At 70.7% G+C, this 23976-nt stretch carries 22 protein-coding genes; 8 read left to right on the top strand and 14 right to left on the bottom strand.

What is annotated here, in order from left to right; all coding sequences use genetic code 11:
- Window positions 1-14: 14 nt before the first annotated feature.
- The 4 genes from WDZ95_RS15900 to WDZ95_RS15885 all read left to right on the top strand — a co-directional run bounded on the left by WDZ95_RS15900 (window position 15) and on the right by WDZ95_RS15885 (window position 2007).
- Entirely contained in the window at window positions 15-608 is a 594-nt protein-coding gene (locus WDZ95_RS15900; RefSeq protein ID WP_425779795.1) for an NADPH-dependent FMN reductase, read from the top strand.
- Between the two features lie 12 nt (window positions 609-620).
- Window positions 621-875 (top strand): YkgJ family cysteine cluster protein, encoded by a 255-nt coding sequence (locus WDZ95_RS15895; RefSeq protein WP_425779793.1) that lies wholly within the window; start codon window positions 621-623, stop codon window positions 873-875.
- A gap of 74 nt (window positions 876-949) precedes the next feature.
- On the top strand, window positions 950-1141 hold the full coding sequence (locus tag WDZ95_RS15890) for a YgaP family membrane protein (RefSeq protein WP_166229225.1): 192 nt from the start codon (window positions 950-952) through the stop codon (window positions 1139-1141).
- A gap of 95 nt (window positions 1142-1236) precedes the next feature.
- Window positions 1237-2007, top strand: coding sequence for a class II aldolase/adducin family protein (locus WDZ95_RS15885; RefSeq protein WP_425779791.1), 771 nt, complete (start codon window positions 1237-1239; stop codon window positions 2005-2007).
- Between the two features lie 6 nt (window positions 2008-2013).
- Here the strand turns inward: WDZ95_RS15885 and WDZ95_RS15880 are convergent, their stop codons facing one another.
- From WDZ95_RS15880 to WDZ95_RS15825, 12 genes are all read right to left on the bottom strand, one after another.
- On the bottom strand, window positions 2014-2757 hold the full coding sequence (locus WDZ95_RS15880; RefSeq protein ID WP_425779789.1) for a hypothetical protein: 744 nt from the start codon (window positions 2755-2757) through the stop codon (window positions 2014-2016).
- Between the two features lie 37 nt (window positions 2758-2794).
- Window positions 2795-4159 carry a type III glutamate--ammonia ligase gene (glnT, locus tag WDZ95_RS15875; protein WP_425779787.1) on the bottom strand — a complete coding sequence of 455 codons (1365 nt, stop codon included), beginning with the start codon at window positions 4157-4159 and terminating at the stop codon, window positions 2795-2797.
- Window positions 4156-5463 (bottom strand): 4-aminobutyrate--2-oxoglutarate transaminase, encoded by a 1308-nt coding sequence (gene gabT / locus WDZ95_RS15870; RefSeq protein ID WP_425779785.1) that lies wholly within the window; start codon window positions 5461-5463, stop codon window positions 4156-4158. The genes glnT and gabT overlap by 4 nt, the downstream gene beginning before the upstream one ends.
- A gap of 10 nt (window positions 5464-5473) precedes the next feature.
- Window positions 5474-6964: an aldehyde dehydrogenase gene (locus WDZ95_RS15865; protein WP_425779783.1), complete on the bottom strand. Its 1491-nt coding sequence runs from the start codon at window positions 6962-6964 to the stop codon at window positions 5474-5476.
- Between the two features lie 166 nt (window positions 6965-7130).
- Window positions 7131-7697, bottom strand: coding sequence for an outer membrane beta-barrel protein (locus WDZ95_RS15860; RefSeq protein ID WP_166229213.1), 567 nt, complete (start codon window positions 7695-7697; stop codon window positions 7131-7133).
- Between the two features lie 145 nt (window positions 7698-7842).
- Window positions 7843-8679, bottom strand: coding sequence for an ABC transporter permease (locus WDZ95_RS15855; RefSeq protein WP_425779780.1), 837 nt, complete (start codon window positions 8677-8679; stop codon window positions 7843-7845).
- Window positions 8680-8689: 10 nt separating this feature from the next.
- Window positions 8690-9595 carry an ABC transporter permease gene (locus WDZ95_RS15850; RefSeq protein WP_425779778.1) on the bottom strand — a complete coding sequence of 302 codons (906 nt, stop codon included), beginning with the start codon at window positions 9593-9595 and terminating at the stop codon, window positions 8690-8692.
- A 16-nt stretch (window positions 9596-9611) separates the two neighbouring features.
- Window positions 9612-10715, bottom strand: coding sequence for an ABC transporter ATP-binding protein (locus WDZ95_RS15845; RefSeq protein ID WP_425779776.1), 1104 nt, complete (start codon window positions 10713-10715; stop codon window positions 9612-9614).
- 109 nt (window positions 10716-10824) lie between these two features.
- Window positions 10825-12003, bottom strand: a complete 1179-nt coding sequence (locus WDZ95_RS15840; protein ID WP_425779774.1) for an extracellular solute-binding protein — start codon at window positions 12001-12003, stop codon at window positions 10825-10827.
- Window positions 12004-12155: 152 nt separating this feature from the next.
- Window positions 12156-13595: an aspartate aminotransferase family protein gene (locus WDZ95_RS15835; RefSeq protein WP_425779772.1), complete on the bottom strand. Its 1440-nt coding sequence runs from the start codon at window positions 13593-13595 to the stop codon at window positions 12156-12158.
- Between the two features lie 15 nt (window positions 13596-13610).
- Entirely contained in the window at window positions 13611-14972 is a 1362-nt protein-coding gene (locus WDZ95_RS15830; protein WP_166229202.1) for a glutamine synthetase family protein, read from the bottom strand.
- Window positions 14973-15031: 59 nt separating this feature from the next.
- Window positions 15032-15832, bottom strand: a complete 801-nt coding sequence (locus WDZ95_RS15825) for a gamma-glutamyl-gamma-aminobutyrate hydrolase family protein (RefSeq protein WP_205710673.1) — start codon at window positions 15830-15832, stop codon at window positions 15032-15034.
- A 105-nt stretch (window positions 15833-15937) separates the two neighbouring features.
- Between WDZ95_RS15825 and WDZ95_RS15820 the strand changes: the two genes are divergently transcribed.
- A complete protein-coding gene (locus WDZ95_RS15820) occupies window positions 15938-17428 on the top strand; it encodes a PLP-dependent aminotransferase family protein (protein WP_166229200.1) in 1491 nt (496 codons plus the stop codon).
- A gap of 46 nt (window positions 17429-17474) precedes the next feature.
- On the opposite strand, the gene WDZ95_RS15815 is transcribed toward WDZ95_RS15820, so the two are convergent.
- The gene (locus WDZ95_RS15815) at window positions 17475-18782 is read right to left on the bottom strand and encodes an NAD(P)/FAD-dependent oxidoreductase (protein WP_425779769.1); all 1308 of its coding nucleotides are present in this window, start codon (window positions 18780-18782) and stop codon (window positions 17475-17477) included.
- A gap of 2 nt (window positions 18783-18784) precedes the next feature.
- Entirely contained in the window at window positions 18785-19717 is a 933-nt protein-coding gene (gene speB, locus WDZ95_RS15810; RefSeq protein ID WP_166229196.1) for an agmatinase, read from the bottom strand.
- Between the two features lie 199 nt (window positions 19718-19916).
- Here speB and WDZ95_RS15805 point away from each other — a divergent pair, with 199 nt between their 5' ends.
- The 3 genes from WDZ95_RS15805 (at window position 19917) to WDZ95_RS15795 (ending at window position 23975) form a co-directional block, all read left to right on the top strand.
- Window positions 19917-20597, top strand: a complete 681-nt coding sequence (locus tag WDZ95_RS15805) for a response regulator transcription factor (RefSeq protein WP_166229194.1) — start codon at window positions 19917-19919, stop codon at window positions 20595-20597.
- Complete coding sequence (locus WDZ95_RS15800) at window positions 20594-22336, top strand: ATP-binding response regulator (RefSeq protein ID WP_240936425.1); 1743 nt, start codon at window positions 20594-20596, stop codon at window positions 22334-22336. The genes WDZ95_RS15805 and WDZ95_RS15800 overlap by 4 nt, the downstream gene beginning before the upstream one ends.
- A 103-nt stretch (window positions 22337-22439) precedes the next feature.
- Window positions 22440-23975, top strand: coding sequence for a hypothetical protein (locus WDZ95_RS15795; protein ID WP_425779766.1), 1536 nt, complete (start codon window positions 22440-22442; stop codon window positions 23973-23975).
- The last annotated feature ends 1 nt before the right edge of the window (window position 23976 follow it).

Here is a 23976-nt window from a genome sequence, read left to right as displayed (position 1 = left end):
CAGAATCCGCCCCCATGACCGCACCCACGCCCCTCCTCGTTTTCGCCGGCAGCACCCGCGCCCAGTCGTTCAACCGCCGCCTGGCCCGCGTGGCCGCCGAGCTCGGCCGCGCCGCGGGCGCGCAGGTGACGCTGCTCGAGCTCGCCGAGCACGAACTGCCGCTCTACAACGCCGACCTCGAAGCGCGTGGCACGCCCGACGCGGCCCGCCGGCTGAAGGAAATCTTCCACGCCCACCCGGCCTGGATCGTCTGCTCGCCCGAGTACAACGGCAGCTACACCGGCCTGCTCAAGAACACCATCGACTGGGTGTCCAGCCCCATCAAGGGCGACCCCGAATGGTCCAGCGGTACCAAGCCCTTCGCGGGCAAGGTGGTGGGTCTGCTCAGCGCCTCGCCGGGCGCGCTCGGCGGCCTGCGCAGCCTGTCGCACCTGAGCCCGCTGCTGCTCAACCTGCAGTGCTGGCTCACGCCGCGCCAGTTCGCGCTGGCCAAGGCCGGCGAGGCCTTCGACGCCGAGGGCCGGCTCGTGAACGCCGCGGCGCTCGCGTCGGTGCAGGGCGTGGTGGAGCAGACGCTGCACGCCGCGCGCAAGCTCAACGCGCCCTGAGCGCCGCCCGCCATGGACTGCCGCCCGGGCTGCGCGGCCTGCTGCACCGCCCCGTCCATCAGCAGCCCCCTGCCCGGCCTGCCCCAGGGCAAGCCGGCGGGCCTGCCCTGCCCGCAGCTCGACGAGGCCTTGCGCTGCCGCCTGTTCGGCCGGCCCGAGCGGCCCGCGGTGTGCAGCTCGCTGCTGCCCAGCGAGGAAATGTGCGGCAGCGAGCGCTCACATGCCATGCTGTGGCTGGCGCGGCTGGAGCGCGCGACGCAACCCTGATCTGGATCAAGGCGCACCAGCGCGCCCGGGCGTCCAATCCACATGAACATCACCGTTCACTGATGGAGTTAGCCATGACCCGCAACGTCGGCGGCATCGACCGCACCCTTCGCATCCTCCTCGGCCTGGTGCTGATCGCCCTCGCCGCCACCGGCACCGTGGGCTGGTGGGGCTGGCTCGGCGTGGTGCCGCTGCTCACCGGCCTGGTGGGCTGGTGCCCGCCCTACGCGATGCTGGGCCTGAACACCTGCAAGACGAAGGGCTGAGCCCCGCGCGTCGCCGTGCGGACAGGCCCGCACGCGACCCAGCGCCTACAGTGCATGGCAGGCCGCCCGCCCCGAGGCGGCCGCGGAGACACGCCATGCACATCCCGTCCCTCAAAGAAGTGGTCAGCGCCGAAGAATGGGCGCTGCGCTGCGAGCTCGCGGCCTGCTACCGGCTGGTGGCGGCCTATGGTTGGAGCGATCTGGTCTTCACCCACATCAGCGCCAAGCTGCCCGACAGCGTGAGCGGCGGCGAGCACCAGTTCCTCATCAACCCCTACGGGCTGATGTTCGACGAGATCACCGCCAGCAGCCTCGTGAAGGTCGACATGGCCTGCAACAAGCTGCACGACTCGCCCTTTCCCGTGAACCCCGCGGGGTTCGTGATCCACAGCGCGGTGCACGAGGCCCGGCCCGAGGCGGGCTGCGTGCTGCACACGCATTCGCGCGCGGGCGTGGCGGTGAGCGCGCAAAAGCACGGCGTGCTGCCCATCAGCCAGCAGAGCACCTTCGTGCTGGCCTCGCTCGCGTACCACGACTACGAGGGCGTGGCCTTCCGCCCCGACGAGAAGCCGCGCCTGCAGGCCGACCTCGGCAAGGCCAATTACCTGGTGCTGCGCAACCACGGCCTGCTCACCGTGGGCCGCACCGTGCCCGACGCCTTCCTCTCGATGTACACCTTCGAGAACACCTGTCGCATCCAGATCGACGCGCTGGCCGGCGGGAGCGAACTCACCCAGGTCGATCCGCGCATCCTCGCCGGCATGGCCGACGTGATGCGCGTGGCCACCGCGGGCCAGGGCGCGCAGATCGCCTGGCCCGCCCTGCTGCGCAAGCTCGAGCGCCTGGACCCGGGCTACCAGACCTGAAGCGGCTCAGCGCGTCTCGACGAAGGCCGCCATGCCCTGCATCACGGTGCGCAGGCGCATAAGCTCGCGCGAGCCGTCGAGCCGCGACGACCAGGCCGCGATGCGCGCCACGCGCGCCAACCGCGGCAGCAGCCGGCGGATGAAGCGCTTGAGCGCGTCGCCCTGGGCTTCGTCCACCGCGGCGTAGGCGCTCAGCACGGCGTGCACGGCCGAGGGCCCCAGGGGCTCGATGAGCCGCGCCAGCGAGAGCATGAGCTGCAGCACGTCGTAGCGCTGCACCATGGCCAGCGGCAGCCCCGGCACCAGCCGCTCCTCGAAATCGAGCCGCGCAAAGCGCGCGCCGTCCCAGGTGATGTTGCGCGCCTGCGCGCCGCCGTGCCAGTGGCCGCGCGCGTGAAAGGCCGCGAGGTCGGCCGCGGCCGCGGTCATCAGCGGCAGGCGCTGGTTGGGCTCGCGCTGGAACAGCAGGTAGTCGAGCGTGGTGCCGATATCACTCGTGACCAGCGCGTGGCCATCGAAGGCCAGCACCGTGGGCACGGCCTCGCCCGCGGCCGCGAGGTCGAGCAGGCGCTGGTGTTCGAAGGCCAGCAGGGCCTCGGCGTCGGTCTGGCGCGTGGCGGCCCAGGGCACGGGCACGCCCACGAAGCGCGCGAACAGCCAGATGCCCAGCGACTTGCGCGCGCTGCGCAGCGGGCGGTCGGTGGTCTTGGTCCAGGTCTTGGCGCCGGCGGTGGTGCTGGGGGAACTCACGGCCGCGATTATCGCGATCGGCCGCGCCGGGACCCGATCAGCCCTCGGCGTAGCGCCGCAGCTCCCAGTCGCTCACCTGCGCGTGGTACTCGGCCCACTCGGCGCGCTTGAGCGCGAGGAACTGCGCCACCAGGGGCTCGCCCAGCGCGGCGCGCACCACGGCGTCGGCCTCGAGCCCGCGCAGCGCATCGTGCAGGTCGCGCGGCAGGCGCTCGGGCACGGGCTCGCCCGCGGCGTGGCGCTGGTAGAGGTCGTCCTCGCAAGGCCGGGGCGCGGGCAGGCCGCGGTCGATGCCATCGAGCCCCGCAGCCAGCGTGGCCGCGAGCGCCAGGTACACGTTGCAGGCCGGGTCGGGCAGCCGCCATTCGAGCCGGCCCGCCACCGCGCGCAGCAGGCAGGTGCGGTTGTTTTCGCCCACGGCCTTCCACACCGGCGCCCAGGTGGTGCCCGAGGCGCAATCGCTCGCGGCCAGGCGCTTGTAGCTGTTGACCGTGGGCGCGCAGACCGCGGCCAGCGCGTCGGCGTGCGCGAGCAGGCCCGCGGCGAAGCCCCAGCCCGCATCGCTCAGACCGAGTGCGCCCTGGCCATCGCCCATCAGCGGGCGGCCGCCCGCGTCGCTCAGGCTCAGGTGGAAATGCAGGCCGCTGCCCGGTGCGTGCGCGAGCGGCTTGGGCATGGTCGAGAAGGTGCAGCCGTGGCGCTCGGCGACGGCCTGCGCGGTGAGCTTGAAGAGCTGGTAGCGGTCGGCCGCGGCGAGCGCGTCGTCGTGCCGGTAGTTGATTTCGTACTGCCCGCTCGCGTCTTCGTGGTCGATCTGCTCGAGCGCGAAACCCAGCGCCGCCAGCGCCTCGCGCATGTCGTCGAGGAAGCCCAGGTTGCGGCCGATCGAGCGCAGGTCGTACGAGGGCTTGGCGAGGCGGTCGCGCGGATCGGCCACGCCCCAGCGGCCGTCGTCGCCGCGCCTGAGCAGGAAGAACTCGGGCTCGATGCCCACCCACAGCGTCCAGCCGCGCTCGCGCAGCCGAGCCACCTGGCGCTGCAGCACCTGGCGCGGGTCGGTGGCCAGCGGCTCGCCGCCCGCGTAACCGTCGCACACCGCGTGGGCCACGCCGGGCATGAAGGGCAAGGGCCGCAGGCTCTCGGGCCGCACGCGGCCCATGTACTCGCTGCGCGCGCCCATGCGCGGCAGGCCGGTGCCCACGATGCTCGGGCCGGCGAAGCCCGCGCCCTGTGACACCGCGCCGGGCAGTCCATCGAGCGGCACCAGCTTGCCCTTGGGCGTGCCCTCGAGGTCGGTGAAGGTGGCGAGCACCGAATGCACGCCCTGGGCGCGCAGCGCCGCGATGCGCTCGTCGAGCGCGGCGCCTGCGCTGTTGCCAGGGGCCGCGCTGCGGTCGTTCACGCCAGCACCTCGGCCAGCGCCGCGTCGAGGATGGCCAGACCCTCGTCGAAGACCGCGTCTTCCACCGTGAGCGGAAACAGGTAGCGGATCACGTTGCCGTGCACGCCGCAGGTGAGCAACAGCAGGCCGCGTTGGAGGGCCGCCATCTGCACGCGCTTGGCCGTGTCGGCGTCGGGCGCGCCGGTGTTCGGGTCGACGAATTCGTTGGCCACCATCGCGCCCAGGCCGCGGATGTCGCCGATGCGCGGGTGCACCGCGCGCTGGGCGATCAGGTGCGCGAGCAGCTTGTCGCCCAGCCGTTGCGCGCGCTCGCACAGGCGCTCTTCTTCCATCACGTCGATCACCGCGTGCGCCGCGGCGATGGCCAGCGGGTGGCCCGCGTAGGTGCCGCCCAGGCCGCCGGGCGCGGGCCCGTCCATCACGGCCGCGCGGCCGCACACGGCCGAGAGCGTGGTGCCGCCGGCCAGGCTCTTGGCCAGGGTCATGAGGTCGGGCTTCACGCCGAAATGCTCCATGGCGAACATGCGGCCGGTGCGCGCGAAGCCGGTCTGCACCTCGTCGGCGATGAGCAGGATGCCGTGCTGGTCGCAGAGCTCGCGCAGCCACTTCACGGCCGCGGGCTGGATCGGGTTGAAGCCGCCCTCGCCCTGCACCGGCTCGAACACGATGGCCGCCACGCGCGAGGGCTCGATGTCGGCCTTGAAGAGGTGCTCGATCGCGCGCTTCGTGTCGTCGAGCGAGCTGCAGTGGCAGGGAAAGGGCACGTGGTAGATCTCGGGCGGGAAAGGCCCGAAGCCGGCCTTGTAGGGCTGCACCTTGCCCGTGAGCGACACCGCGAACAGGCTGCGGCCGTGGAAGGCGCCGCCGAAGGCGATCACGCCGCTGCGACCCGTGGCCGCGCGCGCGATCTTCACCGCGTTCTCGATCGCCTCGGCGCCGGTCGAGAAGAACGCCGTCTTCACCGGCCCGGCGATGGGCACCATGGCGTTGAGGCGCTCGGCCAGCGACACGTACTCGGCATAAGGCACCACCTGGTAGCAGCTGTGCGTGAAGCGCTGCAGCTGGGCCGCGATGGCGGCCTGCACCTTGGGGTGCACGTGGCCGGTGTTGAGCACCGCGATGCCGCCCGCGAAGTCGATGAAGCGCCGGCCCTCGATGTCCCAGAACTCGGCGTTCTTCGCGCGCTCGATGAAGAAGTCGCCGAACACGCCCACGCCGCGCGGCGTGGCCGCGAGCCGGCGCTGGTGCCAGGCGGCGTTGGTGTGCGGGGCGCTCAGGGTCTCGGGCGTTTGCGGGGCGTTCATGCGGCTCTCCTCAGATCGGGCTGTCGATGCGGATCCAGGTGGTCTTGATCTCGGTGTACTTGTCGAAGGCGTGCAGCGACTTGTCGCGGCCCACGCCGCTCTGCTTGAAGCCGCCGAAGGGCACGGTGATGTCGTCTTCGTCGTATTGGTTCACGTGCACCGTGCCGGCGCGCAGGGCGCGCGCCACACCGTGGGCCTTGTTGATGTCGCGCGTCCACACCGCGGCCTGCAGGCCGTAGATGTTGCTGTTGGCCTGCCTGACCACATCGGCCGCGTCGGTGAACGAGAGCACCGACAGCACCGGGCCGAAGATCTCCTCGCGCGCGATGGTCATGTCGTTCTTCACGCCGTCGAAGATGGTGGGCAGCACGTAGCAGCCGCCCTTCACGGGCTCGGCCTGCTCGCCGCCCGCGAGCAGCTTCGCGCCCTCCTTCTTGCCGCTCTCGATGTAGCGCAGCACGGTGTCGAGCTGGGTCTTGTCGACGATCGCGCCCATCACCGTGGCTTTGTCCAGCGGGTTGCCCGGCTGGTACTGCGGCACCAGCTTGAGCGCCTTCTCGAGGAAGGCGTCCTTGATCGAGGCCTCGACGAACAGGCGCGAGGGCGCGTTGCAGCTCTCGCCCTGGTTGAAGAAGATGCTGCCCACCGCGGCCTCGACGGCCTTGTCCAGGTTCGGGCAATCGGCGAACACGATGTTGGGCGACTTGCCGCCGAGCTCGGTCCAGGCGCGCTTCAAGTTGCTCTGGCCGGCCATCACGTGGATCTGCTTGCCCACGCGCGTGCTGCCGGTGAAGGCGATGCAGTCCACGTCCATGTGCAGCGCGAGCGGGCTGCCCGCTTCGGGACCGTAACCGGGCACCACGTTGAACACGCCCGGCGGCAGGCCCGCGGCCAGCGCGAGCTCGGCCAGGCGCAACGCGGTGAGCGGGCTTTTCTCGCTGGGCTTCAAGACCACCGAGTTGCCCGCGGCCAGCGCCGGGGCGATCTTCCAGGCGGCCATGATCATGGGGTAGTTCCAGGGCACGATCACGCCCACCACGCCCACGGGCTCGCGCGTGATCAGGGCCAGCGCGGTGTCGGGCGTGGGCGCGATCTCGTCGTAGACCTTGTCCACCGCCTCGCCGTACCAGCGGATGCAGTTGGCCGCGCTGTTCACGTCCACGCTGCGCGCGTAGCGCACGGGCTTGCCCATGTCGAGCGTTTCGGTGAGCGCGAGCTCGTCGGCGTGCTTGAGCAGCAGGTCGGCGAAGGCCAGCATCACGCGCTTGCGGCGCGCCGGCGCCAGGCCGGCCCAGCGGCGGTCTTCGAAGGCCGCGCGCGCCGCGGCCACGGCGGCGTCGATGTCGGCGGCCTGGCCACGCGCCACGGGCGCGAGCAGGCGGCCGTCCACCGGCGAGAAGCAGTCGAAGGTCTGGCCGTCGCGCGCCGCGACGCGCTCGCCGTTGATGAAGGCGCGGCCGTCGAAGGCGAGGGAGGGGGTGTCGGGCGTGGCAGTGGTCATGGCGTGGGTGGTGCGGGGCCTGAAGAATCGGCCCATGCTACGCCGCCTGCGCCCGGCCATGGGCAGCCACTTTCCCGGGCGAGCTGGCGTCCACTGCGCGCGCGGCGCCCAAAAAAAGGCCACCCGAAGGTGGCCAGAGCCTTGGAGACGGGGAGACAGGGATGGCTCAGAAGCGCATGCCGTAGGCCAGGCCGAGACCCTGGATCTGGGTCTCGTGCTTGTCGTAGAAGCTCGTCCAGCTCGCCTGCAGGTACGAGGTCTTGGACAGGTTGAAGTTGGCGCCGACGCCGTAAGCGAGGCTGGAGTTCCGGTCGGCATAGCTCCCACCGGGGCCGGAGGCCTTGAGTTCGGTGCTCATCCAGCCGATGCGGGCGAACAGGTCGACGGACTCGCTGACGGCCACGCTGGGCCGGGCGAACACGCCATACAGGGTGCCCAGCTTGACGTTCACCGGCACGCTCAGGCCGTTGAACTTCAAGCCGTCCTTGCCGGCGCCCAGGCCCAGGAAGCCTTCGACCGCGAAGTTGGGATGCAACTGGTAGCCGAAGACACCCGACACGAGGCTGGGCGAGGCCTTCATCGAGTCGATGCCATCGGACGTCTTGAACTCGGGCGCGGCATAGCCGATCTCGGCGTACATGCCGCTGTGGGCGGCCGCTTCTGCGGTCTGGGCGTGCGCCGTGGACAGGGCAAGACAGGCGGCCGCAAGGGCCAGGAGGCGGGTGCTTTTCATGGTTCGCAAGTAAGAAGAAAGAACTCTCCGAATTCCGGAGAGCCCGCATTCTTGCGAACCGGGCCAGGTCCACCACTCGGGCCGATGGCCTACGCCGTGGCGCCCATGCCACGGGGCAGCGCCACGGCCCCCCGGGCCCGGGGGCTCAGCTGCGCAGCGCCGCCGCCATTTCGCGCTCGCGCTTGCGGGTCTGGCGCGCCACCCACACCGCGTAGCTCACCACCACGATGGTCACGGTCACGATGAGGATGGTGGCCGCGGCGTAGATGGTCGGGTTGATGCCGCGGCGCGCGTAACCGAAGATCACCTGCGGCAGCGTGCTCACGCCCGGTCCGCTGAGGAATTCGGTGATCACCACGTCGTCGAACGAGAGCGTGAACGCGAGCAGGAAGGCCGCGAGGATGGCCTGGAAGATGTTGGGCAGCGTGACCAGGAAGAACACCTGGTGCGGGCGCGCGCCCAGGTCCATGGCGGCCTCTTCGATCGAGCGGTCCATCTCGAGCAGCCGGCTCTGGATCACCACCATGCCGTAGGCCATGCCGAGCAGGGTGTGGCCGAGCACGATGGTGAGCAGGCCGCGCTGCGGCCAGCCGAACAGGTTCTGCGCGCCCACGAACAGCAGCAGCAGCGACAGGCCGATGATCACCTCGGGCATCACCAGCGGCGCGTTCACCATGCCGCTGAACACGGTGCGGCCGATGAAGCGGCGGTAGCGCACCAGCACGAAGGCCGCGAAGGTGGCGAGCACCGCCGACAGCACGCCCGTGATGGCGGCGATCTTGAGCGAGAGGAAGAAGCCGTCGACGATCTTGTTGTCGTTGAGCAGGGCCTCGTACCAGCGCAGCGAGAAGCCGGTGAAGCGCGCGTCCTGGCGGGTGCTGTTGAACGAGAACAGCACCATGAAGGCCAGTGGCAGGTACAGGAAGGCGAAGACGACCAGCAGCCAGACCTTGCCGAAGTGTTTTTCGAGCAGTTGTTTCATGGCGCGCTCCTCAACGCTTTTCGGCGGCGTCGCCGGTGACCTTGTAGTACACCGCCAGCGGCACGACGATGAGACCGATCATCACCACGGCGAGCGCGGTCGAGCGCGGCCAGTTGTTGGCGGTGAACATCTCGTCCCAGACCACGCGGCCGATCATGAGGTTCTCGGGCCCGCCGAGCAGCGAGGGGATCACGAACTCGCCCACGCAGGGGATGAACACCAGCATGAAGCCGGCCACGATGCCGGCCTTGGACAGCGGCACCGTGACGAGCCAGAAGGCCTTGAAGGGCGTGGTGCCCAGGTCGTAGGCGGCCTCGAGCAGGCGGAAGTCCATCTTCACGAGGTTCGCGTACAGCGGCAGGATCATGAAGGGCAGGTACACGTAGGTCATGCCCACCAGCATGGACACGCTGGTGTAGAGCATGGGAATGGGCTCGCTCGTGATCCCGATCGCCATGAGCAGGCGGTTGAGCATGCCCTGGTCGGCGAGGATGCCCTTCCACGCGTACACGCGCAGCAGGAACGAGGTCCAGAACGGCAGCATCACCAGCAGCAGCAGGGCCGGGCGCACGCTGGCCGGCGAGCGCGCGATGAAGTACGCGAACGGGTAGCCCAGCACCAGGCAGAACACCGCCGTGGCCAGCGCGTAGCCGATCGAGCGCAGGTAGGCGTCGATGTAGAGCGTCTGGAACAGGCGCGCGCCCTCTTCCTCGCGGAAGATGGACAGGTAGTTCTCGTACTTGAGCCGCAGCACGCCGGTGTCCGGATCCCACAGCGGCTTGAAGGGGCTGATGTCGCCGCCCATGTCCACGAAGCTGATGTACAGCAGGATCAGGAAGGGCAGGAAGAAGAAGACGATCAGCCAGGCGTAGGGCACGCCGATGACGAATCGTTTGCCGGGCATGGACAGCTTCATGGTCTGCTCCGGCGGCTCAGTCGCGCAGCACCACGGCGTCGGTGTCGTCCCACCAGAAGAAGACCTCGTCTTCCCAGGTGATGTCGAGCTGCTCGTGGCGCGAGCCGTTGGGCTCGGTGATCTTCACGCGCGCGCCCTGCGGCGTGACCACGATGTAGGTGTTGTACGAGCCGAAGTAGGCGATCTCCTTCACGCGGCCGCCGAACACGTTGTGGTCCATGCCCGCGGGGCGCTGCTTGCCGATGCTGATCTTCTCGGGCCGCACCGCGACCGATACCGGCATGCCGAGGGCGCCGCTGATGCCGTGGCCCACGTGGATCTCGCCGATGGTGGTGCTGGCCGCGCAGCGGTCGGCCTCGTCCACGCTGAGCTTTCCTTCGAACAGGTTCACGTTGCCGATGAAGTCGGCCACGAAGCGGTTCGTGGGGTACTCGTAGACCTGCTGCGGCGTGCCCACCTGCAGCACCCGGCCCTTGCTCATGATGGCGATGCGGTTGGCCACCGTCATGGCCTCTTCCTGGTCGTGCGTGACCATCACGCAGGTCACGCCCACCTTCTCGATGATGTTGACGAGCTCGAACTGCGTCTGCTCGCGCAGCTTCTTGTCGAGCGCGCCCAGCGGTTCGTCGAGCAGCAGCAGCTTGGGCCGCTTGGCCAGGCTGCGCGCGAGCGCCACGCGCTGCTGCTGACCGCCCGAGAGCTGGTGCGGCTTGCGCTTGGCGTAGGGCGTGAGCTGCACCAGCGCGAGCATTTCGTCTACCCGCTTGGCGATCTGGTCGGCCGGCAGGCCCTCGCGCTTGAGGCCGAAGGCCACGTTCTCCCACACGCTCAGGTGCGGAAACAGCGCGTAGCTCTGGAACATCATGTTCACCGGCCGCTCGTAGGGCGGCAGCGCGGCCAGGTCCTGGCCGCCGAGCAGCAGCCGGCCCGAGGTGGGCTTTTCGAAGCCGGCCAGCATGCGCAGCAGCGTCGACTTGCCGCAGCCCGAGCTGCCCAGCAACGCGAAGATCTCACCCTTGGCGATGGACAGCGAAACCTCGTCGACGGCCACGGCCTCGTCGAAACGCTTCACCACCTTCTCGGTGACCAGATAGCCCTCAGGATTGCCCGCAGATGCCATGAGTACGCCTGTTGTGTGTAGGGAGGCCGGGAACGGCCCGGCAAGAAAAAGGGCTGTTCATACTGGAGTACGAACAGCCCGGGGTGTCGAGGCCCGTGAAGGCCTGGGCTTACTTGCCGCCCTTCTTGAAGGCGTTGTAGGCCGTGGCCATCGCCTCACGCGCTTCGTTGGTGAAGCTGCTCGGGGGGATCATCTTGGGCATGTAGGCCTCTTCCACGAAGATGGTCTTGTTGGCCGCCATCTCGGGCTTGACCTGCGGCAGCGCGGCCTTGTTGCCGGCGTTGTAGCTCATCTCGTTGGCCATCGCGGCGCCGCTCTCGGGCGAGAGGAAGAAGTCGATGAACGCGTGCGCGTTGTTCGGGTGCTTGGCGTCCTTGGTGATGGCCATGGTGTCGAAGAACGACAGCGCGCCGGTCGAGGGCAGCAGCGCCTCGATCTCGTCCTTGGAGCCGTTCTCCTTGGCGCGGCCGGCCGCGATGTTCACGTCGCCGGCCCAGCCGATGGCCACGCAGGCCTTGCCGCCGGCGATGTCGTCGATCATGGTCGAGCTGAACAGGCGGATGTCCTTGCGCACCTTGGCCAGCATGGCCGTGGCTTCCTTGTAGTCGGCCGGGTTGTTGGAGTACGCGTCCTTGCCGATGTAGTGCAGCGCCACCGGGATGATCTCGGTCGGCGAGTCGAGGTAGGCGATGCCGCAGGACTTGAGCTTGCTCGTGTACTCGGGCTTGAACACCAGGTCCCAGGCGTTCTCGGGCATGGGCGTGCTGCCCAGGGCCTTGGCGACCTTGGTCTTGTTGATGCCCACGGTGGTGAAGCTCCAGGCCCAGGGCACGAGGAACTTGTTGTCGGGGTCGGCCTTGGTCAGCACCGACATCACGGCCGGGTCGAGGTTGGCGTAGTTCTTGAGCTTGGCCTTGTCGAGCGGCTGGAAGAAGCCGGCTTCGATCTGGGGCTTGGCGAAGACGCTGCCCGGCACCACGATGTCGTAGCCGGTGTTGCCCGCGACCAGCTTGGCGTGCAGCGCTTCGTTGGTCTCGAAGGTGTCGTAGTTGACCTTGATGCCCGTGGCCTTCTCGAACTCCGCGATCATGTTCTCGGGGATGTAGTCGGGCCAGTTGTAGATGTTGAGAACCTTCTCGTCATCGAGCACCGGGCCGGCCGGCGCCGGGGCCGGAGCGGGCGCGGTGGCCACCGGCGCGGGTGCCGGGGCCGGGGCGGCCTCTTCTTTCTTGCCGCAGGCGGCGACCAGCATGGCCGCCATCGCGAGTGCCAGAACGTGCTTCTTCATGGTGTTGCTCACTCCACAGGAGGTTTAGGACCCGAACCGTCGAACCCAACGGCAGGCAGATGACCCAGGGGTGGCATGCAAGTTCCAGACCGGGAATGCCCCGCTTTTGACCGCCAGCCATGCCCCAGAAAAGGGATCGGCGGCCATTCTAGTCATGCATGCAGCCCTTTTTCCCGCAGTTCCGCGAGCGTGGCGTCGAGGCAGCGCAGGATCAGCGCCACCATGTCGTCGATCTGGGCCCGGGTCATCACCAGCGGCGGGGCGATGATCATGCGGTCGCCCACGGCGCGCATGATCAGGCCGTTGCGGAAGCAGTGGGCGCGGCACATCATGCCCACGGCCAATGCCGGGTCGTACATCGCCCGCGTGGCCTTGTCTTTCACCAGCACCAGGCCGCCCACGAAGCCGCAGGTCTCGGCCACGCCCACCAGGGGGTGCCGGCCGATCTCGGTGAAGCGCTCGGCCAGGTAGGGGCCGATGTCTTCGCGCACCTTGCGCGGCAGCTGCTCACGCTCCATCAATTCCAGGTTGGCCAGTGCCACCGCGCAGGCCACGGGGTGGCCGCTGTAGGTGTAGCCGTGGTTGAACTCGCCGCCCTGCTCGATCAGCACCTTGGCCACGCGGTCGCCCACCATCACGCCGCCCAGGGGCACGTAGCCGCTGGTCACGCCCTTGGCGAAGGTCACCAGGTCGGGCCGGTAGCCGAACTTCTCGTAGGCGAACCAGTGGCCCAGGCGGCCGAAGGCGCAGATCACCTCGTCGGAGATCAGCAGGATGCCGTACTGGTCGACGATGCGCTGCACCTCGGGCCAGTAGGTGGCGGGCGGAATGATCACGCCGCCCGCGCCCTGCACCGGCTCGGCGATGAAGGCCGCCACCCGGTCGGCGCCAAGCTCGAGGATCTTCTGCTCGATCGCGCGCGCCGCGCGCAGGCCGAAGTCGGCCTCGCTCTCGCCGGGCAGTGCGTTCTCGAGGTAGTAGGGCTGCATCACGTGCACGATGCCCGGGATGGGCAGGTCGCCCTGGGCGTGCATGCCGTCCATGCCGCCGAGCGAGGCGCCGGCCATGGTGGAGCCGTGGTACGCGTTGTGGCGGCTGATGATGGTCTTGCGCTGCGGCTGGCCCAGCAGGTCCCAGTAGCGGCGCACCAGACGCACGTTGGTGTCGTTGCTCTCGCTGCCGCTGGAGCTGAAGAACACGTGCTCGAAGCGCCGCCCGCCGACCTCGGGCGCGAGCGCCGCGAGCTTGGCCGCAAGCTGCGTGGCGGGCACGTTGGTGGTCTGGAAGAAGCTGTTGTAGTAGGGCAGCGTCATGAGCTGCTGGTAGGCCGCGTCGGCCAGCTCCTTGCGTCCGTAGCCCGCGTTCACGCACCACAGCCCGCTCATGGCGTCGAGGATCTTGTGCCCCTCGGAATCCCAGATGTAGATGCCCTCGGCGCGCGTGATCACCCGGGCCCCGCGCGTGGCGAGGTCACCGTGGTCGGTGAAGGGGTGGATGTAGTGCGCGCTGTCGAGGGCCTGGATGGCCTGGGTGTCCTGCTGTTCGGCGCGGCGCACCAGCGCGGGAGGGGCGATCAGGGTGGAGGGGTTCATGGCGGGCTTTCCGGGTCAGACGTGGAGCAGAAGGTGTTCGCGCTCCCAGGGCGAGATCACCTTCATGAACTCGTCGAACTCGAGTTCCTTGATCTCGGTGTAGATGGTCACGAACTCGTGGCCCAGCACCTCGTGCAGGTCGGGTTCGCGGCGCAGCCAGTCGAGCGCCTCGCCCAGGCTGCGCGGCAGCGCGTAGGGCGAGAGGTAGGCGTCGCCCTTCATCTCGGGCTTGGGCTTGATCTTGTTCTTCATGCCCAGGTAGCCGCAGGCCAGCGTCATGGCCATGGCCACGTAGGGGTTGGCGTCGGCGCCGATCACGCGGTTCTCGATGCGGCGCGCCTCGGGCGAGGCGATGGGCGAGCGGATGCCCACGGTGCGGTTGTCGTGGCCCCACTCGATGTTGATCGGTGCGGCCGTGTGGCGGCTCAGGCGCCGGTAGCTGTTCACGTAGGGCGCCACCAGCGCCATCGCGGCCGGGATGTAGCGCTGCAGGCCGCCGATGTAATGGAAGAACGCGTCCGAGGCCGTGCCGTCGGGGTTGCTGAAGATGTTCTTGCCGGTCTCCTTGTGCACCACGCTCTGGTGCATGTGCATGGCGCTGCCCGGCTCGCCCGCGATGGGCTTGGCCATGAAGGTGGCGTACATGTCGTGGCGCAGCGCGCACTCGCGCACGGTGCGCTTGAAGAAGAAGACCTCGTCGGCCAGGCCCAGCGGGTGGTCGTGGAAGAAGTTGATCTCCATCTGGCCCGCGCCGATCTCGTGGATCAGCGTGTCCACGTTCAGGCCCATGAGGTTGCAGTACTCGTAGATCTCCTCGAACAGCGGGTCGAACTCGTTGACGGCGTCGATGGAATAGGCCTGGCGCGAGGTCTCGGCGCGGCCGCTGCGGCCGATCGGCGGGCGCAGCAGGGTGTTGGGGTCGGTGTTGCGCGCGGTCAGGTAGAACTCGAGCTCGGGCGCGATCACCGGGTCCCAGCCCTCGGCGGCGTACAGGTCGCAGATGCGGCGCAGCACGCTGCGCGGCGCGTAGGGCACGAGCTGGCCCTTGTGGTCGAAGCAGTCGTGGATCACCTGCGCCGTGGGGTCGGTGGCCCAGGGCACGATGCGCACCGTGCTCGGGTCGGGGCGCAGCTGCATGTCGCGGTCGGTGGGCTCGACCACGTCGTAGTACGGGCCGCTGGCGGGCTGCTCACCGGTCACGCTCATGGCCACGATGGCGTGCGGCAGCCGCATGCCGCGGTCTTCGGTGAACTTCTCGCGCGGCAGGATCTTGCCGCGCGCCACGCCGGTGAGGTCGGGCACCAGGCATTCGACTTCGGTGACGCGGTGTTCGTTGAGCCAGTTCTCCAGCTCGTTGAAATTCTTGGGGGCGCTCATGGCCGGCTCCTGTTTCTGCGTTGGGCAAATCGTTCGGGGTCGGGGGCGGATGAGCGCAGCTAACCGGGCTGGCTGCGCGCGAGGTCGCTGGCCTGCAGGCGCAGGCTGCGGCGCTGGCGGCAGGCGCGGCCGAAGGCCTCGAAGATGGCGGCGTAGAACGGGGTGTCCCAGCAGCGCCACTCGGGGTGCCACTGCATGGCGTAGGCGAAGGTGCGCGCACCCTTCACGGCGAAGGCCTCGATCAGACCGTCGGGTGCCCAGGCCAGTGGCTCCAGGCCCTCGGCCAGCCGCGCGATGCCCTGGCCGTGCAGCGAGTTCACCTGTGCCGTCGTGGCCTGCGCCCACTCGGCGAAGGCGCTGCCCTCGGCGATGCGGATCGCATGGCGGGGCGCGTACTGCTCGTCTGGCGGGGCGCTCTTGGGCTCGCGGTGGTCGTTCATGCCGGGCACCTGGTGCACGCGCTGGTAGAGCGCGCCGCCCAGGGCCACGTTGATCTCCTGGAAGCCGCGGCAGATGCCCAGCAGCGGCACGCCCTGGTGCACACAGGCCTTGACCAGCGCCAGCGTGAGCAGGTCGCGGTCGGGGTCGAGCGGCAGGCTGGGGTCGGCCACCTCCTCGTGGAAGTGCGAGGGGTGCACGTTCGAGGGCGAGCCGGTGAGCATCACGCCGTCGACCATGGCCAGCAGCTCGTCGATCTGCTCGGCGTCGGCGAGCGGGAACATGACGGGCTGGGCCTGCGCCCCGACCTTCACGGCCCGCGCGTACTTGTCGCCCAGCAACAGAAAGGGCATCTGGTGACCGTGATCGCCCAGCAGGCGGTGGTCGGCCGGCAGCCAGACCATGCATGGCGGCTTGTTCATGGATTCTCCTGACGGTCTGCGGACATTGTGGCGGGTCAATTGGATGACAATGAGGGCCAGTTGCGGCCCCCGAATGGTGCCACTTGACGCCCTGACCCGCCCCCCATGCTGTCCGAATTCCTGCTGGCCGAGATGAACCGCCTGGGCGCGCAAGACGCCCTGCCCCTGCACCGCCAGCTCTACGAGGCGCTGCGCCGCGCCATGCTCGATGGCAAGCTCGGCGCCGGCGAGCGCCTGCCCTCCAGCCGCGACCTCGCGCAGGACCTGGCCCTGTCGCGCAACACCGTGGTCGCGGCCATCAACCAGCTCAGCGTCGAGGGCTACCTGGCCAGCCGCGTGGGCAGCGGCACCTACGTGAACGACCACGTGCCGCGCGCCAGCGGCGCGCGCGCGCTGCGCGGCGCGCCGGCCCAGGCGCCGCACCGCCAGGCGCCGCGGCTGTCCCGGCGCGGCGAAGCGCTCGCGCACCGCTTCAGCGCCCACGAGCTCGAGGTGCAGCCCTTCACGCCGGGCATCGCCGACTTCAGCGCCTTCCCGCTCGCGCTCTGGCAGCGGCTGCAGAACAAGCACTGGCGCATGACCTACCCGGACATGCTCGACTACAACACCTCGGGCGGTTACGCACCGCTGCGCCGCGCCATCGCCGACTACCTGCGCGTGTTCCGCAGCGTGCAGCTCGAGGCCGACCAGGTCATCGTCACCACCGGCACGCAGCAATCGCTCGAGCTCTGCGCGCGGCTGCTCGCCGACCACGGCGACACCGTGTGGGTGGAAGACCCGGCCTACTGGGGCGCGATGAAGGCCTTCATGGCCAACGGCCAGCGCGTGCACCCCGTGGCCACCGACGACGAGGGCATCCGACCCACCGAGGCCGACGACGCCGAGCCGCCCACGCTGATCTACGTCACGCCCTCGCACCAGTACCCCACGGGCGAGGTGATGTCGCTGGCGCGCCGCCACCAGCTGCTGGCCACGGCGCGCGCGCACGGCGCCTGGGTGCTCGAAGACGACTACGACAGCGAGTACCGCTTCAGCGGCCCGCCGATCTCCAGCCTCGAAGGCCTGGACCTCGACGGCCGCGTGCTCTACATGGGCACCTTCTCCAAGGTGCTCTACCCCGGGCTGAAGCTCGGCTACCTGGTGGTGCCCAAGGGCCTGGTCGAGGCCTTCCGCCAGGCCCACTACGACCTGCACCGCCCCGGCCACATGCCCACCCAGGCGGCGCTGGCCGAGTTCATCGAGATGGGCCACTTCGCGAGCTCGCTGCGGCGCGCGCGCCAGACCTACGCCGAGCGCCGCCAGTGCCTGCTCGAAGCGCTCGGCCCCGTGCTCGGCGGCGAGGGCCCGGACGCGCCGCGCATCAGCGGCGCCGAGCAGGGCCTGCACCTGTGCCTGCGCCTGCCCGCGCGCATCGACGACCAGGCCATCGCCCAGCGCCTGGCGCAGCAGGGCCTGATCGTGCGCCCGCTCTCGGCCTACTGCCTGCGCCGCACCGACCTGCGCGGCCTGGTCATCGGCTATGGCTACGCCGCGCTGGCCGAGATCCGCCAGTGCGGGCCGCTGATCGCGGCGGCGGTGCGCAAGGCGGTGGGGTAGCGCTTACAAATCCGAAATTCAATTTCGGATTTGTAAGGCCTGTCGCTCACAGCACGTCGCGCAAGCGGTGCCACAGCATGCCCAGTGCCAGGCTGGGCGTGCGCAGCAGCGGCCCGCCGGGGAAGCGCCGGTGGCGCAGCCGCGCGTACACGTCGAAGCGGCCGGCCTGGCCCAGCACGGCCTCGGCCACGAGCTGGCCCGCCAGGCCGGTGAGCGCCACGCCGTGGCCGCTGAAGCCCTGCAGGTAGTACAGGTTGGGGCCCAGGCGGCCGAAGTCGGGCGCGCGGTTCATGCTGATGTCCACGAACCCGCCCCAGAGGTGCTCCACCGGCACCGCGCGCAGCGCGGGGAACACCGCGGCCATGCGCGCCTGCATGGTCTGCTCCAGCCGCGCCGGGGTGCGCGTGGTGTAGCTCACGCGGCCGCCGAACAGCATGCGGTGGTCGGCGCTGAAGCGGTAGTAGTCGAGCACGAAGTTGTTGTCGCACACCGCGGCGTTGCCCGGGATCAGCCGCGCCGCCAGCGCCGGGTCGACCGGTGCGGTGCCCAGGATGTAGGTGCCCACGGGCATGATGCGCGCCGCGATCTCGGGCGCCACCGCGGGGCCGTGCTCGGCCAGCATGCAGTTGCCCGCGAGCACGCCGAAGCGCGCCGAGACCTGGCCTTGCGCGGTGCGCGCCACCAGCGTGTCGCCGCGCTGCAGTGCCGTCACCGCCGAGCGCTCGAAGACGCGCACGCCCGCGGCCTCGGCCGCGCGCGCCAGGCCCAGCGCGTACTTGAGCGGGTGCAGGTGGCCGCTGCGCCGCTCGCGCGCTGCGGCGCGGTAGTGATCGCTGCCGATCAGCGCGCCCATGTCGGCGCCCTCGGCCCATTCCACACCGATGCCGCGCGCCTGCAGACCGTCCATTTCCTCGCGCAGCGCGCGCGCCTTGCGGGCGTTCTCGGCCACGTACACGTAGCCGAGGGCGCGGTCGCAGTCGATGCGGTGTTCGGCGATGCGGCGGTCGATCAGGTCGATGGCCTCGAGCGACATCGCCCAGGCGCGCTCGGCGTCTTCGCGGCCCAGCTGCTGCTCGAACGGGCCCTGCCCGCTCGCATAGCCCACGATGGCCTGGCCGCCGTTGCGCCCGCTCGCGCCGCTGCCGATGCGCTCGGCCTCGAGCACCGCCACCGACAGCCCGCGCTGCGCCATCTCGAGCGCGGCCGACAGACCCGAAAAGCCCGCACCCACCACCAGCGCGTCCACGTGCAGGTGCTCGCGCAGCGGCGCGCGCGGCGCGCCGCGCTGCACGCTGGCCTCGTAGTAGCTGCGCTGGTTGAGCTGGGTGTCCGAACCGGTCAGCGAGCCCCACATGCTCAGCGCCCCCGATCCCGGTCGCGCGCCACGCGCCCGGCGAGGTAGGTCCACACGAAACAGGCGGCGGCGTTGGTGGTGAGCTCGGCGTGGTCGTAGGCGGGCGCGACCTCCACGCAGTCCATGCCGACCCAGTTCAGATCGGCCAATTCTTCGAGAAAGCTCAGCACCTGCGCGCTCGTGAGGCCGCCGGGCTCGGGCGTGCCGGTGCCGGGCGCAAAGGCCGGGTCGAGCACGTCGATGTCGAGCGTGAGGTAGGCCGGGCGATCGCCCAGGCGTTCGCGGATGGCCTGCAGCGTGGGCGCCAGCGCCGCGCCGTCGAGGCCGCGCAGCGCCCGCGCGGTGTAGATCGCGCCGCCCTGGTCGGCCACGTACTCGCGCGCCGCGCGCTCGCCGCTCGAGCGGATGCCCACCTGCACCGCGTGCGCGGGGCTCACCAGGCCTTCCTGGATCGCCTCGTAGGTCCAGGTGCCGTGGCCCGAGGGCTCGCCGAAGTGGTCGGTCCAGGTGTCGCAGTGGGCGTCGAAGTGCAGCAGCGCGAGCGGCTGGCCATGGCGCTGGCGCGCCGCGCGCAGCAGCGACAGGGTGATGGAGTGGTCGCCGCCGAGGAACACGCAGTGGTGCCTGGCCATCAGCGCCGCGGCCTGGCGCTCGATGTGGGCGCGCACCTCGGGCAGCGGCGAGGCGTTGGGCAGGCGCATGTCGAGCGCGTCGCCCACGTGCGCCAGCGGCGACACGTCGAACACCGGGTGGATGCCGTCGCACAGCATGAGGCTGGCCGCGCGGATGGCCTGCGGGCCGAAGCGCGCGCCCGGGCGGTTGGTGACCACGCCGTCGTAGGGCACGCCGCAGACGGCGTAGGGCTGCGTGTCGAGCGGCGCGCAGGCCAGGAAACGGTTGGTGTTGTTGGCAAAAGCGAACTGACCGAGGGCCATGGCGACAGGCGGCAAAGCGCGAAAGAGGGCGGAAAAGGGCTGCGGGACAAGGGGTGCGGGACGATAGCGCCGCCCGCACGCGCCCCAGGGAGCCACTTCGCCGCCGCCCCCGGCGTCCACCGCGCAGACCATCGCTCTGGGGGATGTGAATGACTTTGGTCACTTCCCGGCGCCGCGGGCGCTGCCTACCATTCGCGCCATGGACGCCATCGCCGAGCCCACCGTCCCCGCCACCACCGCGTCCGGCCTGCTGGTGGTCGACGACCACGACCTGGTCCGCCTGGGCCTGCTCACGCTGGTGCAGTCGCACGCGGCCGACACCGGCCAGAGCGTGCCGGTGTTCGAGGCCCGCACCCTGGCCGAAGCGCTCGACCTCTACCGCGCACAGCGCCACCGGATCGGCCTGGTGCTGCTCGACCTGCAGCTGCCCGACGCCCACGGCATGAGCGGCCTCGACGACTTCCTGCGCGCCTTCCCGGGCGCGCCCGTGGTGGTGCTCTCGGGGGTGGGCGACCCGGGCCTGATGCGCCACGCGGTCTCGCGCGGCGCGCTGGCCTACCTGCCCAAGGCGGGCGACCTGCAACACGTCATCGGCTTCATCCGCTCGCGCGGCACCTTCGGCGAACACGACCGCGCCTGCGCCGCCGCGCTGGCCGACGACCCCGTGCCGGCCTCGCGCTGGCACGGCGCCCAGGGCCAGCGCCTCTCGCTCACCGAGCGCCAGACCCAGGTGCTCGAATGGGTGCTGGCCGGCGCCTCCAACCGCGAGATCGCGCTGCGCGCCCACCTCAGCGAGGGCACGGTGAAGAACCACGTCTCGGCCCTGCTGCTGCTCTTCGGCGTGCGCTCGCGCGCCCAGCTCATCAGCCAGCTGCGTTGAACGCCGCCCCCGCGCCGATCGGCATCGACGAGCGCGTGCACCGCGCGCAGGTCGCGGCGCTGTTTCGCAACCTCGCGCCCTCCACGCTGGCCGACGTGGCCATTGCCTGGAGCATGGTCGCGCTCTACTGGTGGCAGCTGCGCGAGCCGGGCGTGCTGGTGTGGTGGGGCCTGCACATCCTGCAGACCCTGCGCTATCCGCTGCTGGGCCGCTGGCACCGCGACCCGCAGGCCGCCGAGCGCAGCGCGCACTGGGCGCGCGTGCACGTGCGCGAGCACGCCTTCTACAGCCTCACCTGGGGCCTGGCGCCCTGGTGCTTCCTGCCCGCGGGCAACCAGCCGCTGACCGCGCTGCTCATGCTCGTGATCCTGGGCATCTGCAGCGCCGGCGTGCCCGCCATGGCCACGCGCTGGGCCTCGGTGCTGGCCTTCACCGTGCCCATGGTGCTGGGCCTGGCCTCGGCCCTGCTCTGGCAGGGCGACACCCTGCACGCCTTTCTGGCGGGCTGCTGCCTGGTCTACCTGGGCGCCACGCTGCTGTTCGCGCGCAACCTGCACCGCCTGCTCACCGAAGCGCTGCACACGCGCTTCGAGAAAGAGGCCCTGGCCGAACAGCTCGCCGAGCAGATGGCGATCACGCGCCGCGCCAGCGAAGACAAGACCCGCTTCTTCGCCGCCGCCAGCCACGACCTGCGCCAGCCGCTGCACGCCATCGCGCTGTTCGGCGCGGTGATCGAGCGCGAGCTCAAGGGCCGCTCGGCGCTCGCGCACGCGCAGCGCCTGATGGGCGCGGTGCGCGCGCTCGGGGCCTCGCTCGACACCATGCTCGACGTCTCGCGCCTGGACGCGGGCGTGATCGAGCCCGAGCCCCAGGCCCTGGCGCTGGCCGACGTGTTCACCGCGCTGCTGCCGCTGTTCGCCAACCGCGCCGAAGAAGCCGGGCTGCAGCTGCGCATCCGCGCCACCGGCCTGTGGGTGCGCAGCGACCCGCAGCTGCTGCTGCGCCTGCTCGCCAACCTGGTCGAGAACGCCATCAAGTACACGCCGCGCGGCGGCGTGCTGGTGGTGGCGCGCCTGCGCGGGCGCCGCGTGTGGGTCGAGGTGATCGACACCGGCATCGGCATCGCGCCCGAGCACGCGGGCCGGGTGTTCGACGAGTTCTACCAGGTCGACAACCCCGGTCGCGACCGCACGCGCGGCCTGGGCATGGGCCTGGCCATCGTGCGCCGGCTCGCTGCGCTGCTCGAACACCCGATCGCGCTGCACTCGCACCCGGGCCGCGGCACGCGTTTTCGCATCGAACTGCCGCTGGCCGAGGCGCCGCCCGCGCGCGCGCCGCTGCCCCTGCCCGCCGAGCCCGCCGACCAGCGCGCCCTGCCGCAACGCGTGCTGCTGATCGACGACGAGGCCGACATCGCGCAGGCCACGGGCGCGCTGCTCGGTGGCTGGGGCGTGCAGCTCACCGCGGTGGACGGCGAAGCGCGCGCCGCCGAGGCCCTGGCCACGCAGGCCTTCGACGCCCTGATCTGCGACTTCCGCCTCGCCGACGGCGCCGACGGCCTGCAGGTGGCGCAGCGATTGCGCGAGCGCTACGCGCCGGGCCTGCCGCTGCTGCTCGTGACCGGCGAGACCGCGCCCGAGCGGCTGCAGCGCCTGCGCGACGCAGGCCTGCCCGTGCTCTACAAGCCGGTCGATCCGTTGCGGCTGCGCCAGGCGCTGGCCGACCTGATGGCGCCCTGAGCGCGGCCCGCAGATCGTGACCTTCGGCACTGTTCGTGCCGTGCCGGCCTCCATATCGTGCCCCCCGAGCGCGGCCATCCGGGGCGCGCCACCAGGAGCACCCATGGCCGCTGTCACGCCCACGCACACCGCCGCACCCGCCGTTTCCTGCGCGCCCTCGCCACGCCACGCCCGCTCGCCCCGGCTGCTCGCCGGTCTGATGGCCGCCGTGCTGCTCGGCGCCTGCGGTGGCGGCGGTGGCGACAGCCCCGCACCCGCCCCTGCGCCGGCCGCGACCCCCGCCCCGGCGCCTGCGCCCGCGACACCCACCGCGCGCGCCTGGCAGACCGCGGAACGCCTGCGCGCCACCGACGGGCCCTCCAACGGCACGGCCGGGCCCGTGGTGGCCGCCAACGCCAACGGGGCCTTCATCGTGGCCTGGGTCGACGCCGACCTGGGCACCGGTGACCGCTCGCTGCTCACGCGCCGCTACACACCCGGCGCCGGCTGGGGCCCGACCGACGTGGTGGCCAGCTGGACCAGCGCCGACCGCCCGAGCTTCCAAGGCATGAGCGTCGGCCTCGCGCCCAACGGCACCGCCGCCATCGCCTTCATCGGCCGCTCCAACCTGCGCGACAGCCTGTACGGCTCGCACCAGACCGCGGGCGGCGCCTGGGCCACGCCCACCCTGCTCGAAGACGACGACGTCGGCTCCAGCTTCTCGCGCGTGGCGCTGGTGATGGACAACAACGGCGTGGCCACCGCCGTCTGGGGCCAGGACTTCGACGTCTTCCCCGCGGTCTTCAACACCCGGCGCGCGCTGGCCGCGCGCATGGCCGCCAACGGCACCTGGGGCCCGTACGTGGACATCGACTTCCCCGCGGGCAGCGGCATCAACGGCATCGGCCTGACGCCGCGCCTGGCCGTCAATGCCAACGGCGACGTGGTCGCCGGCTGGACCACCAACATCGTTGCGGGCCCGACCGCCGGCCAGTACGCCGCCGCCACCGTGTTCACCCAGGGCGGTGGCTGGGCCACACCGGCCCTGCTGACCACGCCCGTGAGCGGCTACAACAGCGTGCTCGAAGACGTGGCGATCGCGTCCGACGGCTCGGCTGCCGCCGCGATGCACCGCACCTCGCCCGTGGTCGGCGAAAACCGCAGCGTGCTGCTCGCGCGCCGCGCCGCGGGCGGCGCCTGGGGCAGTGCGGTCGAGGTCGACCAGACCGGCGCCGAAAGCCTGTTCAGCCGCGTCGCGCTCGCCAACGACGGCACCGCGGTCGTCATTTGGCAGCAGGCCAGCGCCGGGGGCAACCTGCTCTACACCAACACCGTGGCGGCCGGCGGCAGCGTGGGCACGGCCAGCATGCTCAGCGCCAGCGCGGGCAGCATCATCAGCGGCGCCATGATGCAGCGCGACAGCACGGGCAACATCGTGCTCGTCTGGGGCGCCTACGAACCCAGCTACCGCCTGGTCTCGCGCGTGCGCGACACGGCCGGCAACTGGGGCACGCAGAGCGGCGTGTGGTCGCTCGCGAGCAACATCGGCTTCGACAGCGACGCCGCGCTCGCGGTGTCGGCCGACGGCAGCGCCGCGGCCGCCTGGCACGTGCTCGACGGCGTGGGTGGCGCCGTGCCCTGGGTCAACGTCTACCGCTGAG

Origin of the sequence: Hydrogenophaga sp. T2, from assembly GCF_049843535.1 — a bacterium.
Taxonomy (GTDB): Bacteria; Pseudomonadota; Gammaproteobacteria; order Burkholderiales; family Burkholderiaceae_C; genus Hydrogenophaga; species Hydrogenophaga crocea.
This window is presented reverse-complemented; position numbering and strand designations above follow the sequence as displayed.

Coding starts and splice junctions, on each gene's coding strand:
- WDZ95_RS15900 (WP_425779795.1), top strand. CDS start 15: ATGACCGCACCCACGCCCCTCCTCGTTTTCGCCGGCAGCACCCGCGCC.
- WDZ95_RS15895 (WP_425779793.1), top strand. CDS start 621: ATGGACTGCCGCCCGGGCTGCGCGGCCTGCTGCACCGCCCCGTCCATC.
- WDZ95_RS15890 (WP_166229225.1), top strand. CDS start 950: ATGACCCGCAACGTCGGCGGCATCGACCGCACCCTTCGCATCCTCCTC.
- WDZ95_RS15885 (WP_425779791.1), top strand. CDS start 1,237: ATGCACATCCCGTCCCTCAAAGAAGTGGTCAGCGCCGAAGAATGGGCG.
- gabT (WP_425779785.1), bottom strand. CDS start 5,463: ATGAACGCCCCGCAAACGCCCGAGACCCTGAGCGCCCCGCACACCAAC.
- WDZ95_RS15865 (WP_425779783.1), bottom strand. CDS start 6,964: ATGACCACTGCCACGCCCGACACCCCCTCCCTCGCCTTCGACGGCCGC.
- WDZ95_RS15860 (WP_166229213.1), bottom strand. CDS start 7,697: ATGAAAAGCACCCGCCTCCTGGCCCTTGCGGCCGCCTGTCTTGCCCTG.
- WDZ95_RS15855 (WP_425779780.1), bottom strand. CDS start 8,679: ATGAAACAACTGCTCGAAAAACACTTCGGCAAGGTCTGGCTGCTGGTC.
- WDZ95_RS15850 (WP_425779778.1), bottom strand. CDS start 9,595: ATGAAGCTGTCCATGCCCGGCAAACGATTCGTCATCGGCGTGCCCTAC.
- WDZ95_RS15845 (WP_425779776.1), bottom strand. CDS start 10,715: ATGGCATCTGCGGGCAATCCTGAGGGCTATCTGGTCACCGAGAAGGTG.
- WDZ95_RS15840 (WP_425779774.1), bottom strand. CDS start 12,003: ATGAAGAAGCACGTTCTGGCACTCGCGATGGCGGCCATGCTGGTCGCC.
- WDZ95_RS15835 (WP_425779772.1), bottom strand. CDS start 13,595: ATGAACCCCTCCACCCTGATCGCCCCTCCCGCGCTGGTGCGCCGCGCC.
- WDZ95_RS15830 (WP_166229202.1), bottom strand. CDS start 14,972: ATGAGCGCCCCCAAGAATTTCAACGAGCTGGAGAACTGGCTCAACGAA.
- WDZ95_RS15825 (WP_205710673.1), bottom strand. CDS start 15,832: ATGAACAAGCCGCCATGCATGGTCTGGCTGCCGGCCGACCACCGCCTG.
- WDZ95_RS15820 (WP_166229200.1), top strand. CDS start 15,938: ATGCTGTCCGAATTCCTGCTGGCCGAGATGAACCGCCTGGGCGCGCAA.
- WDZ95_RS15815 (WP_425779769.1), bottom strand. CDS start 18,782: ATGTGGGGCTCGCTGACCGGTTCGGACACCCAGCTCAACCAGCGCAGC.
- speB (WP_166229196.1), bottom strand. CDS start 19,717: ATGGCCCTCGGTCAGTTCGCTTTTGCCAACAACACCAACCGTTTCCTG.
- WDZ95_RS15805 (WP_166229194.1), top strand. CDS start 19,917: ATGGACGCCATCGCCGAGCCCACCGTCCCCGCCACCACCGCGTCCGGC.
- WDZ95_RS15795 (WP_425779766.1), top strand. CDS start 22,440: ATGGCCGCTGTCACGCCCACGCACACCGCCGCACCCGCCGTTTCCTGC.